We start from the raw sequence: 16,669 nt of genomic DNA, 5'->3' as shown, positions 1-16,669 counted from the left end.
TGCGAGAACGTTTACCGACCGTGGTTCCGCGGCGGTACGCGCAACGCGGACGTGAGCGCGGGCGAACTCTCGGATGTCGGCCTCCGACCACAGGGAAAATACCCGTTGTGGCGCGCGGGGAGCGGGTACCCGCCTATTGCTCGGGTGGATGTGCGCAGCCAGGTGTCCTTGTCCATGGGCACGTCCATCCGCCCATACCCGCTGATGACCTCCATGGCCTGCACGTAGGTGAGACCGTCGTCGGCGCGGGGATCGCCCAGCCTCATGATCTGCGGACGGTCTGGGCGGGTGCAGGATGCGGGGCGATGCGACGCTGGGGGCATGGTGGACGTACTGCACTCACACCGACCGCTAACCTTCGCGCTTGGGCTGCTCCTCGTCGTGTCAGGCTCGGCCGCATGCACCGCAGTCGGCGACGTCACCTACCAGCCGCCGTTCTCTCCAGTGCAATTCGTTCTCTCCTCGGACGGCTCCATCGCGGTCGAGATGGGGAAGGAGTTCACCACACCGATCGGCAAAATCGGCGTGCGCGGCAAGCTTGAGAAGGAGATCGGCGACGACAGTACCGCAGTGATCATCGCCAGATCGGTCGGCGGGCAGACGGTGAGCGACGGGTTTGAAGTCAAACAGGCCGGAAAGGCCACCGTGTGCTTCGACGGCCTGTTCCACGAGACCGCGGACTTCAAGAAACGGACGCTCACCATCACCGCACTCGATGACATCAGCGAGATCTGGCTGGTCGATGCGGGGCTAGGCGCACAGGCCTGCTCCAGCCTGCCGCACCCTGCCGGGACCAGCCGTCCACAGAACCCGGACGACGCCGGTTTCCTCGCCGCGCCGCTACGGAATCCGGCACCGGACCGAGCGGGACATGCCGAGGTCTGGCGTTTCCTGCAAGGCGAGGGGAACAGCGCGGACGGATTCTCCCTACTCCCCGAGGCGGTCACCGCCGCATGCGGCGTCGACGGGCTCTCCGGCTTCGCCGCGCCCGGCGGCCTGCCGATCGCGATGCTTAACGGAACCGGCCAGGATCTCACGGACACTACGGGCCCCGGCTGCGACACTCCATTCAGCATGCCGAAGGGTGGGCTCTCGCTTCATCCGTACGGGCTCGAAGTAGCCATTTCTTGGACATCGCCGTCCGACGGCACGGTGACAGTATCTGGTGGTCTTTCCGACGCGGACGACAGCGGCGGCAACGGAGTCAAGTGGCTGTTGTCGGCGCAGAATCCGCAGGACCGTGCGCGTAAGTTGACCAGCGGAGCATTCCCGAATGGCGGTTCATCCCGGATCGATCAGGCAGCGGTGGAGGAAGTCCGCGTGCGCCGCGGAACCATCCTGCTGCTGGTGGTGGACGCGAACGGGGATCCGGACTACGACCTGACCAACGTCAACCTGACAATCATGGGCGACAGCTAACTTGAGCCGGACCCGTTGCACATGCCACACCTTGACGTCTCGACGCCGCCCCAGTGCCGAAGCGCAGTCGGCGGTCACGCAACGTGAGCCAGGTGGAGGAATGGTCGGGGAATACAGATCACTCGATTACTGGCCTCTGCCAGTATCCACCCTTAAATGCGGTGCCCGTGGGGAGCCCGGCGGTAGCGTGCCACGGCATGAACCTGACACGGCTGCGCTGGTCCGACATCCCGGACTCCCTCCGGAACCGCGCCGAGCAGGCCGTGGCCACTCCGCTGCACGAGATCGCCAGCGCACCCGGCGGGTTCACCCCCGGTGTGGCGTCGACCGTGGCCGGCGAGTCGGGCACCCGGTTCTTCGTGAAGGCGATCGCCCGGCACACGTCTGAGGTCGCCGGGGCCTATCTGCGTGAGGCCCGGATCGCCGAGGCGCTGCCGCCGCAGACGCCGAGCCCTCGCCTGCTCTGGTGGCACGACGACGGGACCTGGATCGTCATGCTGTTCGAGCACGTCGACGGTCATACCCCGGGCATCGCCGACCTCGACCCGGCGATGACGGCGGTGGCCGCGTTGGGGAAGACGCCCGGACCGCTGGGTCTGCCCCGGCTCGTCGACGAGTTCGCCGAGGACTTCACCGGCTGGCGCGACATCGCCGACGCCGCCTCGTGGACAGCGATCACCGCAGCCTACCCGGAACTCGCCAGCACCTCGATCGACGTGCTCGCCGCACGGGAGAAACGCTGGACGGACGCCGCCGACGGAACCGCCCTGGTCCACGGGGACCTGCGGCTGGACAACATGATCCTGGCGGCCGACGGGGTCCGGATCGTCGACTGGCCCAACGCGTGCACCGGCGCCGGCTGGGTCGACCTGGTCCTGATGACCCCGAGCCTCGCCATGCACGGCGTTGACGTCGAACAACTGCTCGACGGGCACCCGCTGACCCGCGAGGCCGACCGGGACGACCTGGACACGATCCTGGTCGCTGGTGCCGGCTACTTCGTCAGCCGTTCCCTGCTGCCACCGCCGCCGGCGGCACCGGCCGTCCGGGACTTCCAGCAGGCCCAGGCGAAAGCTCTGCTGGCCTGGCTGAGGACCCGCCGCCCCGACATCCTCACCGATCGGGCGTGACCATGCCCCTGGAGCTGTACGCGCTGCGTTTCGGACACGAAGGAGCCCGCCCACCTCACCGCGCCCCGACCCCGATACGTTCGCCGCCGCGGCCGGACCGATCAGCTCTGCTCATCGGGATCACGCTGGTCGGGATCACGCAGCGGCCGCCAGGCACCGCAGAGGTCCGGCAGCCGAAACGAGTAATGGCCGTGGACGTTGATGTGCCGGCGCGCGTAGGCCGAAAGCCGGGCCACGTCGGCGTCGAGAACCGGTCTGCGCCCTGCTCCGCGGTGACCACCCCCGCCAGCGCCGCGTACAGCCGGGTCTCGGCCGCCTTCCGGGCGCCGGCCACGTCAACGCGCAGCGTCGGCACCCCTGGCAGCAGCACCAACTCCGCCCGCAACCGCGCCACCGCCGAGTAGAACAACGCCCTGGGCCCGTCCCCGGTAGCCCACGCCTGATCACCCACCCAGGCCGCAGCCGATCCGTCGCCGACGGGTACGAGCAGTAGCCGTACACCTCGCAGATCTCCGCCTGATGCTCGAACCGGGTCGGCTTACGTAGCCGCCTGACCGCTGACGCCTTGGCCCCTTCGCGTTGCCCGGACGAGCCTCGAACATCGAACGGATCTGCCGATGTGCGCGCATATCACAGCAAGCTGAGTGCGCCACAGTGCCTATGCGCACGGAGGCCGTTAACGGTGACGCCTGGTCGATTCATCGCATCTTACTCATGCCCTTTGCGCCGCCTGGCCAAAATATATATCCGTGTGAAGACCATCACGATTACGACCAGTCCCATAGAAGACCATAGAAGACCAAATGTATCGATGAGCTCAGATGCTCGTTCGGTAGTAAGCCCAGGATTGCTCCGAGCAATCCGCCTGCCGAGTGGCTCACTGATAAGGTTCCAGTAGAGCCCACTGAATGTCATCGAACCGCCGATAGCCACCGCTACAATCCGCCAGGATGTCCTTTTGCGCTTGCCAAGCACTTGAATCCCTCGCATCACGGGTCGCGGCTACTGAAACAGCTTCATGAGAGCAACGACGAAGGAACCCACGGTGGCAATCGCCGCAACGAGTGCGCAGATTGCTCCAATTCCGGCGATCAGAGTGCTCTCTTCCCCAAGTCTGGTGAGGGCACCGAAAATCACGGTTAGAACGAATCGGATAAGAATTCCAAGAACTGTTGCAACAAAGAGGAAACCCGCAATGCCAATTAAGACGTCCGACATGCCGCCCTCGCTTCGCGTGTCGCACAACGATAGGATGCAAAATATGCGTGCTTCTTAGAGTAGGGTCGTCACCCAAACGGGTGACCGTACTGGCGAAATTGGATGCGCACGCACCCTTCAGTACTCGATCAGGTATTCAGGTGACTTCAGCGTCGCTACTTTCACCTGCTCGCCGCACTAGGCCATAGATGTCAAACAGTGCAAGCCGATCTGATCACTGCCTTGCCGTTGGAGCGGTCACCTGTTCTATCGCCCGACTTTGTAGACCGGGATGTCACACCGGCCAGCCGATGTTCCTTCGACAACATAGGCATGGATCCCTCACCCCGACATCCGTCCAAGCGATACGCCGGCTCAGCCAACCGTGCGGAAAGCCGATCCAAACGATCGATACATTCCGAAAGCAGTGCGCGCTCATGCCGCTGAGGAGGCGCTGGCCGGTCGGCGTCGCTACGCCTGCGTGGGAACTCTGAGCGATCGAGCTTCTTGGAGGAGCCCTACGGAACGTGAGCGGCAACCCTGTAGTCGGAGATGATCGGCTATACGGTCAGTAGCCGCCTCGGCCGGTTCATGAAATTCTTCGTCCTTTACGGAGGAGGACGACCATGCCAGTCATTGCGGATCGCGTGGTACTACGCGCCTGGCGGCACAAGAACCAGTCCGACAAGATTCATTTCGTGGTAGCGCGAGCTGACGGCAGCCAGCGCAGGCTGTGGGTCGGCAAGGGTCACTTCCTGTACGAGATTCTCGACAGTCACCTGCTCGCGATCGGCTACACCGGCCCGGCGAGCGGGAAGGGCGACCCCGAGGAGGCGCACGATGACACCGACGCCGCCGACTGAGCCGTGAGGCCGGGGCACGTCGGAAGACAATCCTGCTCGTAGTGCCGCATTCCGGTCGTTTGCTGTCCGGCACTCACTGCCGCCGGTAACGGCCGTTCGGGAGCCGTTCCAGGTCGTCATAGGTCCGCGCGTGATGGTCGGGCGCGTTGGCGCACATTCGACTGACGATGTGTGTCCGGATTGTCGAATCCGCGTACGTGCTTCCACTTCGCCGGAGTTCGTCAATCACGTCCTGAGGTAGGAAGGTGCCGTCCGGGCTGCTGCTAATGACCTGTGGCAGCGCAGCAAGAATTTCGTCTCGGGCGGTCACGACCATCATGATGGCCTCCCAGCTTCCCCGGGCACTCCACCAAACCGTTCTCGTTATCAGAGGCGGCGCTAACCAAGATCAGGCATACGGACGGATCTGCCGCCAAGGGCGCTGGCGGCCTTCGCGGACGGTGACGCATCGTGAGATATGACTACCTTCTCGACTCTCGAGCCACCCACCTTAACGTTCGATGAGCGTTTTCTCCGCGCGGCAGAGGCCGCGTACCTGGGCCGCTACCGGTGTCAGTCCCGACTACACACGGGTTCCGACCTCAAGATCTTCCTGACCTGGTGTATCGGCAACAGGATGGACCCACTGACTGATGGCCGGGCGGGCATCGAACGGTACGTGCGGTGGCTGCAGGAACCTGGTGCTACCAGCCGCCGACCGTCTCCCGGCGGTTGTCCGTGGTGGTCGGCTTCTACCAGACATGCGTCATCGATCAGATCCTGCCGCACTCTCCGGCAGACTACGTCCGCCGGCCACCGGTACCTGCCTGTCAGCGCTCACGAAATTCCCCACCTGTAGCGGTCTGACGCTCACGTAATTCGGTTCTGGCGATGATCTTGTGGTCCGGGGCGTTAGGCGCTGAGCAGGATTCGGCGGCGTAGGAGATCGAAGCCGGCCCTGCCATACATTGATCGTTTTATGGTTTTGATTCTGTTCACGGCGCCCTCGACCGGGCCGGAGCTCCAGGTCATGGTCAGGCCGGCGGTGACTGCGTCCAGGTCGCGGCGTAGGCCGGTGACCAGGGAGTGCAGGGCGGGCAGGTTGTCGGCCTGCACCCGCAGCATCCAGTCGGGCAGGCGGTCGCCGCGGTGTTTGTTCATGAGGTCGGCGAAGTCGCGGACGTGGCCGGCGACGGCCTGCAGCTCGGGACAGCTGGCGAGTACGTCGGTGAGTTGGGTGTGTTGGTCGGGGGCCAGGTGCTGCGGGTTGGTCATGATCCATCGGGTGATGTGCCGGGGTTTCGGGACCGCTGGCCGCATCGGCTGCGGTGCGGCGGGGGCGGCTGCCCGCAGGGGGTGGAGCCAGCGGCGGATGGTCTGGACGCTGCCGGTGAACCCGAGTGCGGTCAGCTCGGCGTGCAGGACGGCGGCGTTGGTGACGCCGGCGGCGAACCGGCTGGTCAGGTGCTGGGTGTGGCCGTCGAGCAGACTGGTCCGGTTGACGGCCTTGGCCAGGAGTTCGTCGAGGCTGGTGGCGCGGGCGAAGCGGCGCACGGTGGTGCGGTCCAGCTCGAGCTGCCGGCAGATCTCGGCCAGAGAGGCACCGTCGGCCAGCAGTTGCTGCACCGCGGTGTAGCGCTCGCGGGTGCGCACGACCAGTGACCGTTCACGACCGCACACGTCGAGCGACCCGTCCGGCTCAGCAGCCGGAGCTGCTGGTTCTGGCTCTGCGGCCGGTTCGGCGTCGCAGGCGGGCTGCGGCCCAGCATCGGGAACCGGGCTCGTGGCCTGGCCGGCTTCGAGGGTCATCGCGGCCCGCACACAGGCATGATGCGCGGTGACGGTCTTGTCCACGGCTTCGCCCACGTTGTGCCAGATGTGCCATCTGTCCGCGACTTGGATTGCATCTGGTGCACCCGCACGGGCGCCTTCCGCATAGGCGCCGGCCCGGTCCCGACAGATGATCTCCGCCCCGGGATGCTCCCGCAGCCAGACGGCGAGGGGGTCGGCGTCGCGACCTGGTAGTACGTCGACCGGCCGGTGGGTGTCCATATCCAGCAGCACGGTGCCGTAGACGTGGCCCCGACGCAGGGCGAAATCGTCGACGCCGAGCGCAGTGACCGTGCCCGGCTGCGGCAGCGGTGCCGCGCGCAGCAGGCCGAGCAGAGTGTCCCGGCCGACCGGCATGCCCAGCTTGCGAGCCAGCCGAGCGCCTGGTCGACCGGCCAGAGCGACTCCGATCACGGTCAACGCCGCCCGCAACGGCGGGCTGTATCGGGAGTGCGGGCTGGTCAGGCCTGGAATCTGTTCGACGAACGTGACCCGAGCACAGACGGCCTCGCGGCAGACGAGCCGCCGCACGAGCAGCCGGATCACGACCGACCGCCCGGCAAGGGCGGTGTCGGCCAGCCGCCGGTGGTAGCGGCCGTGCACCCGCGCCGATTCGGTACCGCAGTCCGGGCAGGCTACCCGGTCCCGGCCCGAGCGGGCCTCGATCACGATCCGGCCGTCGGCCTCGTGGATCCCGTCGATCGTGACCTCCGCCAGATGCGGCAACAGCCGCTCAAGATCGCACCGCGGTCAAGTATCAGAGTCCACACCAGACAGAGGCCGACACGCCGACACCGACCACCACAAGATCATCGCCAGAACCCGTAATTCCCCACTCGGTCGCTCACGTAATTCCCCAGCTCAGGGGATGTGTGCGGTGGGGTGTGTTGGTCCCTCGTGATCAGGAAGAGTCCCTCCTCGTCTGCATCGGCGGCGAGGGGGCTTGATGGCGAGGAGAACGTTCGACGTGGTCGATGTGGCCGAAATCCTCATCCACTGGTATGCGGGACGCTCGATCAGCGAGTTGTCCGTGTCGCTGGGTGTCGATCGCAAGACGATCCGTAAGTATCTGCAGCCGGCGGTCGCCGCGGGCCTGGCGCCTGGCGGGCCGGCGATGACCCGCCAGGAGTGGGCGGACGTGGTGACCCGCTGGTTTCCGCAGCTGGCGGACGGCCGGTTGCGGCAGGTGACCTGGCCGCAGATCGCGGTGTTCCACGAATACATCGCCGAGCATCTCAAGGCCGGGGTGACTCAGGCGACGATCCATCAGCGGCTGCGTGACGAGCACGGCCTGACCGCGAGCCTGGCGTCGTTGAAGCGGTATGTCGCGGCGAACATGGCCGAGCAGGTGCGCCGGGACCAGGTGGTGGTCCTGCGCGACGAGGCCGAGGTCGTGCCCGGCGAAGAGGCACAGATCGATTACGGGCTGCTGGGGTCCTGGACCGATCCGGTGACCGGGAAGCGGCGGCGGGTGTGGGCGTTCGCGATGGTCCTGGCCGCGTCGCGGCACATGTTCGTGCGGCCGGTGCTGACGATGGACCAGCGGGCCTGGACCGAGGCCCACGTGCAGGCGTTCACGTTCTTCGGCGGGGTCCCGCGCCGGTTGATCCCCGACAACTTGAAGACCGGCGTGGATAAGCCCGACCTCTACGACCCGAAGATCAACCGGTCGTATGCGGAACTGGCCGACCACTACGGCGTCCTGGTCGATCCGGCCCGGGCCCGGAAACCGAGGGACAAGGCACGTATCGAACGGCCGATGCCGTATATCCGTGACTCGTTCTGGCGGGGCCGGCAGTTCGGTTCACTCACCGCGATGCAGACCGCCGCGGTCACGTGGTGTATCGAGGTGGCCGGGCGCAGGGCCTGCCGGCCGCTGTCCGGGGCCGCGCCGGGCACGGTGTTCGCCGCGGCCGAGGCGCACACGTTGCAGCCGCTGCCGGCCCGGTCGTTCGAGTTGGCCACGTGGTCGACGGCGACGGTCGGCCCGGACATCCACGCCCGCGTCGGCAAGACGATCTACTCGGTGCCATGGCGGTTCATCGGCCAGCGCATCGACGCCCGCGAGACCCCGCTGATGGTGCAGATCTTCCACCAGGGCACGGTGATCGCCACCCACGGCCGCAAACCGTCAGGGAAACAGACGGATTTCGGGCACTACCCGCCGGAGAAGATCGCGTTCCGGATGCGGACGCCGACCTGGTGCCGCACCCAAGCGGCCGAGATCGGCCCGGCCTGCAGCCAGGTTATCGCCGGGCTCCTGGAAGTCAACGCCCTGTTCCGGCTGCGCGCCGCGCAAGGCGTGCTCGGCCTGGCCGGCAAACACGGCCCCGGCCGCCTCGAAGCCGCCTGCGCGGCCGCTGTCGCGGTCGGCGACCCGTCCTACCGCACGGTGAAAGGCATCCTGGCCGTCGGCGCGGAGACCGACCCGCCACGGGCCGTCACCGGCGACGGTGGTGCCGCCGCCCACCTGCACGGCCCTTCGCAGCTGTTCGCGAACGTCATCACCCTGCCCACCACGAGCGGCGACCACGACGGACCCGGCGACCACGAGCCGGACACCGCGACGGCGGCCCCGGCATGACCCCCACCGGCGCGACGCCACCGAGCGTCTATCCGCTGCCGGCACCCGGCGGCACCGACCCCCGGTTCACCTACGGACTACTGCACGACATCGCCGAAGCGTTGCAGCGCAACGGTTTCCCCCGCCCCGAGGGCACCGACTGGGCCCACCTGATGACCTGCCTCGGCGGCTTCCTCTACCAGCCGAAAGAGACCCGATGACAATCCTCGACACCACACTGCGTGACAGCCTGCGCGCGTTGAAGCTGTCCGGCATGCTGCACACCCTCGACGCCCGCCTGACCCAGGCCCAGGCCGGCGAACTCGGCCATCTGGAGTTCCTGCAGGTCCTCTGCCACGACGAAATCACCCGCCGCGAGAACATGGGCATGCAACGCCGGCTCCACCGGGCCCGCTTCGAGCACGCCACCACCCTGGAGGAGTTCGACTTCGCCGCCAGCCCGAAACTACCCGCCGCGCAGATCCGCGACCTGGCCGCTCTGCGCTGGCTGCAGGCCGGTGAGTCAGTCGTCCTGCACGGGCCCGTCGGTGTCGGCAAGACCCACATCGCCCAGGCACTCGGGCATCTCGCCGTCCGCCGCGGCGCCGACGTCCGGTTCCTCAAGACCAGCCGAGCCCTGGCCGACCTCGCCGGCGGGCACGCCGACCGGACCTGGCCCCGCCGCCTGGCCGAGCTCACCCGGCCCGCTCTCCTGATCCTCGACGACTTCGCCATGCGAGAACTCACCGCGCAGCAAGCCGACGACCTCTACGAACTCATCAGCGAACGCGCCCAGACCGGCCGTTCACTGATCGCCACCTCGAACCGGTCACCCGCCGACTGGTATCCGCTGTTCCCGAACCCCGTCGTCGCCGAGTCACTGCTCGACCGGCTGATCAACAACAGCCACCAGATCTTCATGAACGGACCCAGCTACCGACCCAACAAACGCCCCGGCCGACCCCGCTCGACAACCACCACCAACACCAAGTAGAACTACACCCGAGGGCCCACCACCTGGGGAATTACCTGAGCCAGACCCCGGGGAATTACGTGAGCGCCGACACTGCCGAATCACCCACGCTCGGGCTCGGGCACCTGCAGTTCGAAGCACTGATCACCGCAGCCCGCCTATTCGGGAAACATCAACGACTTCGCCATGGTCGCGATGCTGGGCCTACTCGGGTTGCGGATCTTCGAAGCCTGCGGCGCGAACATCGGCAACCTCGGCGAGGAACACGGCCACCGCGTACTGAAGATCCGCGGCGTTGCCGCCAGCGGTAGCGCGTGCGATCTACAGAGCTGCCGACGGTCGCGAGCACGGTCCGATCCTGCGTAACACCTACGGTGCCCGGATGGACCGACACGCCGCGACCCGCCGACTGAAGATCCCGACTGACGACAGGGCCGGGATCTGGGTCGCGAGGATGCACCCTCACATGCTCAGGCACACGTTCGTGACCACCATGCTCGACGCCGGCGTCAGCCTCCGCGACGTCCAGATCGCCGCCCGACACGCCGACCCGCGCACGACCATGCGCTACGACCGAGCCCGCAAGAACCTCGACCGGCACCCCAACTACATCCTCGCCGCCTTCGTGGCATCCGGCACCTGATCGTCCGAGCGCGCAACTGTGCCGAAGAGCGGATGGTTGGTAACCAGCACGTACGCTCACCCGAGGTCGTCGGCGGTGAGGGGGAGTTGGGCAGCATGCCAAGTCAGAAGCCGATCGCCTCAAAGAATGAGGCCACTGCTAAGCATCCTGGGCGTACAGCACGCGGGACTGGACGTAACGCGCGACGGCCGGCGGCCCTTCGTGGCGTTAGCCGCGCCAGGGAATAGACCGGCGCAGCTCCCGGCCGCCGCCCCACAGTTGATCGAAGAAGCCTCGCCAGCGCTGGTAGAACTCTTGGCTGTCGGCGCTCAGGCCACTGATCTGCTGGGTGCTCATACCGGAGAACGTGATGAAGGTGGTGACGCCGTCGATGAGGGCCATGTTGACGTTGTCAGACGTGACGCTCCAGGGAACGACTCGGGCGCCGTATCCAAAGATGCTCCGGGTCTCCTCGAGGTGCTCGCTGAGCCATCTGGTGAAGTCGCCGTCGGGCTGACCGTCGGTTATCGGAAGTCCGATCACACGCAGCACGCTACGGCCGTTGACGGTTGACCAGGTCATCAGATCGGCGAAGTACTCCCGTGCCGCGTCGTTGGCATATCGCGTGGGCGGATCTTCACGGATGTAGGTGACGCAGATTTCGTTGCTGGCGGTCTCCAGCCGCTTATGCAGCGCGGTGTAGAAGCTGGTGGTGTCGTCGTAGTACCTAACGCGCAGCTGCTCTTCGCCGCGCTGTAACGGTTCGGTCGCCGAAGACGTGCTGGCCGGTTCCGTGTCGACGAAGATCCGCGTTCGGAGTTCCTTGAGCTCCTGGACCTTGTTCTCATCGCCGTCGGTGAGCTGACGGACAATGCTGGCGAGCATCTTCGGGTCAGGTATCTGCCGGCCCTTCATGACCCGGTCGATCGGCCCGCGCGTGTACCCGGCCTTTCGGGCAAGGTCTGCCACGGTGGAGATCGTCTCGCATGATGCGAACAGGCGCGTCAGCGCTCGAAAAAGCTCTTTCTCCAGCTCAGCTTTGTGCGTCTGACCGGCCATGAATCTTCTCTCGTCACAGGTTTTCGCGATTTGTCGATCTTGTTCACCGATTCACAAGATCTAGCATGTGGATTCATGGTACTTGCCGTCAGCACTTCCACTAGTTGGCAAGTTTTCGCACATCGATTCGCCGCTTCGTACGCGCATTTTGATACTGGGTCGCAGAGGCGAACTTTCTCGGCCGACTCGGTCCTCCCAGATGGATTGAACTGGGAAAACAGGGCACTCTCGTACCACAACGACGAGGAGGGAGGTGATCACATGTGAACCGGTAGGCAGCGAACCCAGCCCTGACCGTTCAGCAAAAGCGGAAGCCGCCGCGGCCCCCTAACCAGAGAACCCGCAACGGCTTCGACTAACGAGAGGATCAACCCTTGCTCGTCAACGTGACTCTACCTCCACACTTGATCGTCTGGGAGTTCATTGCCGTCCTTGTGACAGGCGTCCTGTTGATCATGGCTGTAATCACCCGTGACTCCAGCTGGTTGACTTCGGTTGGCGCGGCACTGGTCGCGGCGGCGGCCGCCCGCGTATTCGGCCCGGCCCGGGCCAGGCGTCGCCACCCGGACCAGCGCGATACCGCGACCGAGTTGTAGCGCGCGGCGGAGAAGAAGAGGCCCACCGCGGGCGCGGGTGGGCCTCTGTGATGCCGTTGACGCTTAAGAGCCGATCGCCGCCTCGCCTGACGGCAGCGCTCGCCCTTCAGCGGCAAAGGGCCTGAACGGGCGTTGCTGGATTAGTTGGACGCACTGATTTGCCGCCGATAGTGCTCCAGGCACCGAGGTAATCCGGGTGGGGATGTGCGCCGTTGCCGTGATACTGCGGCGGGCCGGTGGCAGAGCCGGGTTATTGCAGCGCCGACGAGCTGGCAGCCGGGTATGCACGGCGACTTGGAAGCGCGTGGGGCCACTGACGTGCCATTGCCTCACCAGGGGTTCAAATCCCCTTCGGCCCGCAACGCACTGTCATGCCGCCGATAATGCGCGGCGGGCAGCGCAGTGCGCACCCGGCCGGCGGCACCCGGAGTACGATCCAGCTTCCCCTCTTTCAACGCCTGTCACCGACGGTCACCGCTTTGCAGGGGTTTTCGGGGGTAAGCGGGGGCCATGCCTATGCCCGGGGCCATCCGGCGGCGGTCTGTCGCCGTTGGCGCTCTGCCGAAGGCACGTCACAGTTGCTGCCAACGTCCGGCGATCGGACGGCTACTGATCGCGCAAGCCGCCTTCGCTAGCCGCGACGGGCACGACGGCTCCCGACGTTAACGGTCAGCGCGCCATCGTGCTCGTCACCCGCGAGTCAGACCAGGCGGTGTCTGTCCGCGCCAAGCCTGAAGTGACGTCACTTACGCCTTGAGTCGGTAGGTGAGGGCGGTGTGGCGACGGCCGGCACTGACCGTACGGACGGCGGCGGCCAGTGCCCGGCGGGAGCCGACGAGTACGACGAGTTTTTTCGCTCTGGTGATGGCGGTGTAGAGCAGGTTGCGTTGCAGCATCATCCATGCGCTGGTGGTGATCGGGACGACTACCGCCGGGTACTCCGAGCCTTGCGAGCGGTGGATCGTCATCGCGTAGGCGTGGGCGAGTTCGTCGAGTTCGTCGAAGTCGTAGTCGACCAGTTCGTCTTCGTCGGTGCGCACGGTCAGGCTCTGATCGTCGGTGGACAGGGCGGTGACGACACCAACGGTGCCGTTGAACACCCCGGCCACGCCCTTGTCGTAGTTGTTGCGGACCTGGGTGACCTTGTCGCCGATTCGGAACACCCGTCCACCGACCCGGCGCTCTGGCAGTCCTTCCCTCGCCGGGGTGAGTTGCTGTTGCAACAGCGTGTTCAGCGCACCCGCTCCGGCGGGGCCGCGGTGCATCGGGGCGAGAACCTGTACGTCACGGCGCGGATCGAGCCCGAAGCGTTTAGCGATGCGCGCGCATGCGACGTCGACGGTCAGGGCGGCGGTGGCTTCGGTGTCGTCGCATGGGAAGAGGAAGAAGTCGCTCATGCCCCGCAGGATCGGGGGTCGGCCGGCGTTGATCCGGTGGGCGTTACTAACCACCCCGGAGTCGGCCGCCTGCCGAAACACCTGAGTCAGTCGCACCCGGGGAACCGTGTCTGCGGCGAGCAGATCCCGTAGTACCTCCCCGGCGCCGACGGAGGGAAGTTGGTCGACATCCCCGACCAGCAGCAGGTGCGCCCCGGGCGGGACTGCTTTGATCAGTTTGTTGGCCAGGATCAGATCGAGCATCGACGCCTCGTCCACCACCAGCAGGTCAACGTCGAGAGGGGTGTCCCGGTCGTAGGTGGGTTCCCCGCCGGGCTGCAGCTTCAGCAGCCGGTGCACCGTCGCGGCCGGTTGGCCGGTCAGTTCGGCGAGACGTTTCGCGGCCCGCCCGGTCGGCGCGACGAGCAGGATCTTCGCTTTCTTCGCGGCGGCAAGCTCGACGATGGAGCGCACGGTGAAGCTTTTCCCGCAGCCGGGGCCGCCGGTGAGCACGGCAACTTTCGACGTCAGCGCCAACCGCACAGCCTGCTCCTGTTCCGGTGCCAGGTCGGTACCGGTGCGTGCCTTCAACCAGGCCAATGCTTTGTCCCAATCGACACCGACGAACTGGGCCATCCGGTCCGTGCGGTCGCTCAGTAGCCGCAGCACCGAACCGGCCAGGGATTGTTCGGCGCGGTGAAACGGCACCAGGTAGATCGCCGGGACCGGACCGTCCGCACCGGGGAGCTGCTCGCGGACGACGCCTTCCTCACCTACGAGATCGTCGAGGCAGCGGATGGTCAGCTCGGCGGGTACGTCGAGGATCTTCACCGCGTCGGCGACCAGTTGCGAGGCGGGAAGGTAGCAGTGGCCGTTGTCGGTGGCCTGCGACAACGTGTACTGCAAACCCGCCATGACCCGCTGCGGGCTGTCGTGCGGAATCCCTACGGCCTGAGCGATCGTGTCAGCGGTTTTGAACCCGATCCCCCACACGTCGGCGGCCAGCCGGTACGGCTCGTTCTTCACGATGCTGATCGAGGCGTCGCCGTACTTCTTGTATATCCGCACCGCGATCGAGGTGGACACCCCCACGCCTTGCAAGAACACCATCACCTCTTTGATGGCCTTCTGCTCCGCCCACGCGGCCGTGATCTTCGCCGTCCGTTTCGGACCCAACCCCGGTACCTCTACCAGCCGGCCGGCCTCGTCCTCGATGATCTGCAGCGTGTCCAGCCCGAAATGCTCGACGATCCGCTCGGCGAACACCGGCCCGATGCCCTTGATCAGCCCGGAACCCAGGTAGCGGCGGATTCCCTGGATCGTGGCCGGGAGCACGGTGGCGTAGGAGACGACCTCGAACTGGCGGCCGTACTGCGGATGCGACGACCACCAACCCTGCAACCGCAAGCTCTCACCAGGTTGCGCCCCACTGACCTAAACTCAAGACCGTTTGGTGGTCAATAGTCCTTTTTCGGCCGCTGGTGGGCCGGGTGCGAGATATGAAGAAGCTCCTGATAGGACATGGGATTGACTAGATCAACATGTTCCAACCAGGAGCTTCGGTGGCCGATTCTGCCATGGTGTCCGCCGGCGTGGTGCGACAGCCCGCTGATCAGCGGGAGGCGTTGCGGTCGGCGGTGATCGCCGGCCCGGCCGGGTTCGGCGTGCTGGACGAGCGGGTGACCGGCCGGTTGTGGCCGGTCCTGGCGGAGCCGGAACTGATCGAGCGGGCACAGGCCGAGGCCGGGCATGTCGATGGCCGCCGGCGGGTGCTGACCGGCGCGGTCACCGCGATGATCGTGCTCGGATTGTGCCTGTTCCGCCGGGAAAGCGTCGATGTGGTGACCGCCCGGGTTACCGCACCGATCCCGCGGGTCCGGGTAGAGGGCACCCCGAGCGGGCCGGCGGTGTCCAAGGCTCGCGCCCGGGTGCCGGCCGCGGTGTGGCAACGACTGTTCGCCGCCGCCGCAGCCGATATGCCGCCGGCGGGAACCGAGTCGTACGCGTTCGGTCTGCTGGCGACCGCGATCGACGGCACCGTGTTCGACCTGGCCGACACGGCCGCGATGCGCGAGCGGTTCACCACCCCGGCCGGAGGCCGGTTCCCGCAGGCCCGGATGGTCGCTCTGGTGACCTGCGGCAACCGATGGATCCAAGCGGCCCGGATCGGCTCGTCCGGTGTCAGCGAACAGGTCCTGGCCGACTCGCTGATCAGCGAGCTGCGGCCGGGCACGATCAACCTGGCCGATCGCGGGTTCTTCTCGATGGACCGCTGGGTCCGCGCGTCCACGACCGGAGCGCACCTGGTGTGGCGGGTCAAGAACGGCGCCCGGAGCCTGCCCGCCCGCCTGGACAAGACACTGCCCGACGCCTCCGCCCGGGTGATGCTGCACGAGTCCGACCAGATGCTCGCCCGGCGCCGCAAAACCTGCGGCGACAAGAGCCTGCCCCGGCTGCAACCAGTACTCACCCGGCTGGTCGAGTTCACCGTGACCAGCCGCGACCGCAGCGGCCGACCGATCAAGACCAGCCGGTATCGGGTGTTGACCACCCTGCTCGACCACCACCGCTACCCCGCCGATCAGATCGCCGCACTGTATGCCGAACGCTGGCAGATCGAACTGACCTACGCACGATTGAAGGTCACGCTCCGCGAGCCCGGCACCCGCCTGCGCGGGCAGGCCCCAGAACTGGCCTACCAGGAACTCTGGGCCCTGCTCACGGTCTACAACGCCCTCGTACGCCTCGCCGTTACCACCGCAACCGATCTGAACATCGACCCAGACGCGATCAGCTTCACCGCCGTACTCGCCCTGACCCGCAACCTGCTCGCCGCCGACCGCGGCCCCTGCGTCAACTGCGGACACCACGATCCCCACCCGGCCACCGCACTGGTCGCCGCTATCGCCAGCCAGCCCCTCACACGCCACCACCGACAACGCAGCGGACCACGAACACCCGCTCAACGTGAAACAGAACGTACCCGCAACGTCACGTACGAGATAACCATCAACCCGCCAGAACTACCCACAACCACCAAAACGGCCAAAGTTTAGGTCAGT

At 66.3% G+C, this 16,669-nt stretch carries 13 protein-coding genes, 1 tRNA gene and 2 pseudogenes; 10 read left to right on the top strand and 6 right to left on the bottom strand.

Going from position 1 to position 16,669, the window contains the following annotated elements:
- Positions 1-321 precede the first annotated feature (321 nt).
- Both J2S43_RS04825 and J2S43_RS04820 read left to right on the top strand, forming a co-directional pair.
- The gene (locus J2S43_RS04825; RefSeq protein WP_306827341.1) at positions 322-1,419 is read left to right on the top strand and encodes a hypothetical protein; all 1,098 of its coding nucleotides are present in this window, start codon (positions 322-324) and stop codon (positions 1,417-1,419) included.
- A 197-nt stretch (positions 1,420-1,616) separates the two neighbouring features.
- Positions 1,617-2,549 carry a phosphotransferase family protein gene (locus J2S43_RS04820; RefSeq protein ID WP_306827340.1) on the top strand — a complete coding sequence of 311 codons (933 nt, stop codon included), beginning with the start codon at positions 1,617-1,619 and terminating at the stop codon, positions 2,547-2,549.
- 55 nt (positions 2,550-2,604) lie between these two features.
- Here the strand turns inward: J2S43_RS04820 and J2S43_RS04815 are convergent, their stop codons facing one another.
- The gene (locus J2S43_RS04815; RefSeq protein ID WP_306827339.1) at positions 2,605-2,958 is read right to left on the bottom strand and encodes a hypothetical protein; all 354 of its coding nucleotides are present in this window, start codon (positions 2,956-2,958) and stop codon (positions 2,605-2,607) included.
- A 593-nt stretch (positions 2,959-3,551) separates the two neighbouring features.
- On the bottom strand, positions 3,552-3,767 hold the full coding sequence (locus J2S43_RS04810) for a hypothetical protein (protein ID WP_306827338.1): 216 nt from the start codon (positions 3,765-3,767) through the stop codon (positions 3,552-3,554).
- A gap of 605 nt (positions 3,768-4,372) precedes the next feature.
- Here J2S43_RS04810 and J2S43_RS04805 point away from each other — a divergent pair.
- Positions 4,373-4,609, top strand: a complete 237-nt coding sequence (locus tag J2S43_RS04805; protein WP_306827337.1) for a hypothetical protein — start codon at positions 4,373-4,375, stop codon at positions 4,607-4,609.
- Positions 4,610-4,682: 73 nt separating this feature from the next.
- Here J2S43_RS04805 and J2S43_RS04800 read toward each other — a convergent pair whose 3' ends face one another.
- A complete protein-coding gene (locus J2S43_RS04800; protein ID WP_306827336.1) occupies positions 4,683-4,928 on the bottom strand; it encodes a DUF7669 domain-containing protein in 246 nt (81 codons plus the stop codon).
- Between the two features lie 572 nt (positions 4,929-5,500).
- Positions 5,501-7,087, bottom strand: a complete 1,587-nt coding sequence (locus tag J2S43_RS04795) for an ISL3 family transposase (protein WP_442320064.1) — start codon at positions 7,085-7,087, stop codon at positions 5,501-5,503.
- Positions 7,088-7,385: 298 nt separating this feature from the next.
- Here J2S43_RS04795 and istA point away from each other — a divergent pair.
- From istA to J2S43_RS04775, 4 genes and pseudogenes are all read left to right on the top strand, one after another.
- Positions 7,386-8,906, top strand: a pseudogene (gene istA / locus J2S43_RS04790) (IS21 family transposase); the annotation flags it as partial.
- A gap of 92 nt (positions 8,907-8,998) precedes the next feature.
- Positions 8,999-9,202 carry a hypothetical protein gene (locus tag J2S43_RS04785; protein WP_306827334.1) on the top strand — a complete coding sequence of 68 codons (204 nt, stop codon included), beginning with the start codon at positions 8,999-9,001 and terminating at the stop codon, positions 9,200-9,202.
- The gene (gene istB, locus J2S43_RS04780; RefSeq protein ID WP_306827333.1) at positions 9,199-9,975 is read left to right on the top strand and encodes an IS21-like element helper ATPase IstB; all 777 of its coding nucleotides are present in this window, start codon (positions 9,199-9,201) and stop codon (positions 9,973-9,975) included. The genes J2S43_RS04785 and istB overlap by 4 nt, the downstream gene beginning before the upstream one ends.
- Positions 9,976-10,249: 274 nt before the next feature.
- Positions 10,250-10,597 (top strand): tyrosine-type recombinase/integrase, encoded by a 348-nt coding sequence (locus J2S43_RS04775; protein WP_306827332.1) that lies wholly within the window; start codon positions 10,250-10,252, stop codon positions 10,595-10,597.
- A gap of 207 nt (positions 10,598-10,804) precedes the next feature.
- Here the strand turns inward: J2S43_RS04775 and J2S43_RS04770 are convergent, their stop codons facing one another.
- On the bottom strand, positions 10,805-11,635 hold the full coding sequence (locus tag J2S43_RS04770; protein ID WP_306827331.1) for a hypothetical protein: 831 nt from the start codon (positions 11,633-11,635) through the stop codon (positions 10,805-10,807).
- 374 nt (positions 11,636-12,009) lie between these two features.
- Here J2S43_RS04770 and J2S43_RS04765 point away from each other — a divergent pair, with 374 nt between their 5' ends.
- Entirely contained in the window at positions 12,010-12,231 is a 222-nt protein-coding gene (locus J2S43_RS04765) for a hypothetical protein (protein WP_306827330.1), read from the top strand.
- 230 nt (positions 12,232-12,461) lie between these two features.
- Positions 12,462-12,590 (top strand) — tRNA-OTHER (locus J2S43_RS04760).
- 387 nt (positions 12,591-12,977) lie between these two features.
- Here J2S43_RS04760 and recD2 read toward each other — a convergent pair.
- Positions 12,978-15,035, bottom strand: a pseudogene (gene recD2 / locus J2S43_RS04755) (SF1B family DNA helicase RecD2); the annotation flags it as partial.
- Between the two features lie 134 nt (positions 15,036-15,169).
- Here recD2 and J2S43_RS04750 point away from each other — a divergent pair.
- A complete protein-coding gene (locus tag J2S43_RS04750) occupies positions 15,170-16,663 on the top strand; it encodes an IS4 family transposase (protein WP_306827308.1) in 1,494 nt (497 codons plus the stop codon).
- Positions 16,664-16,669: the final 6 nt, after the last annotated feature.

Origin of the sequence: Catenuloplanes nepalensis (genome assembly GCF_030811575.1) — a bacterium.
Taxonomy (GTDB): Bacteria; Actinomycetota; Actinomycetes; order Mycobacteriales; family Micromonosporaceae; genus Catenuloplanes; species Catenuloplanes nepalensis.
Note: the sequence above shows the minus strand (reverse complement) of the source record. Positions and strands in the feature narration are given on the sequence as shown.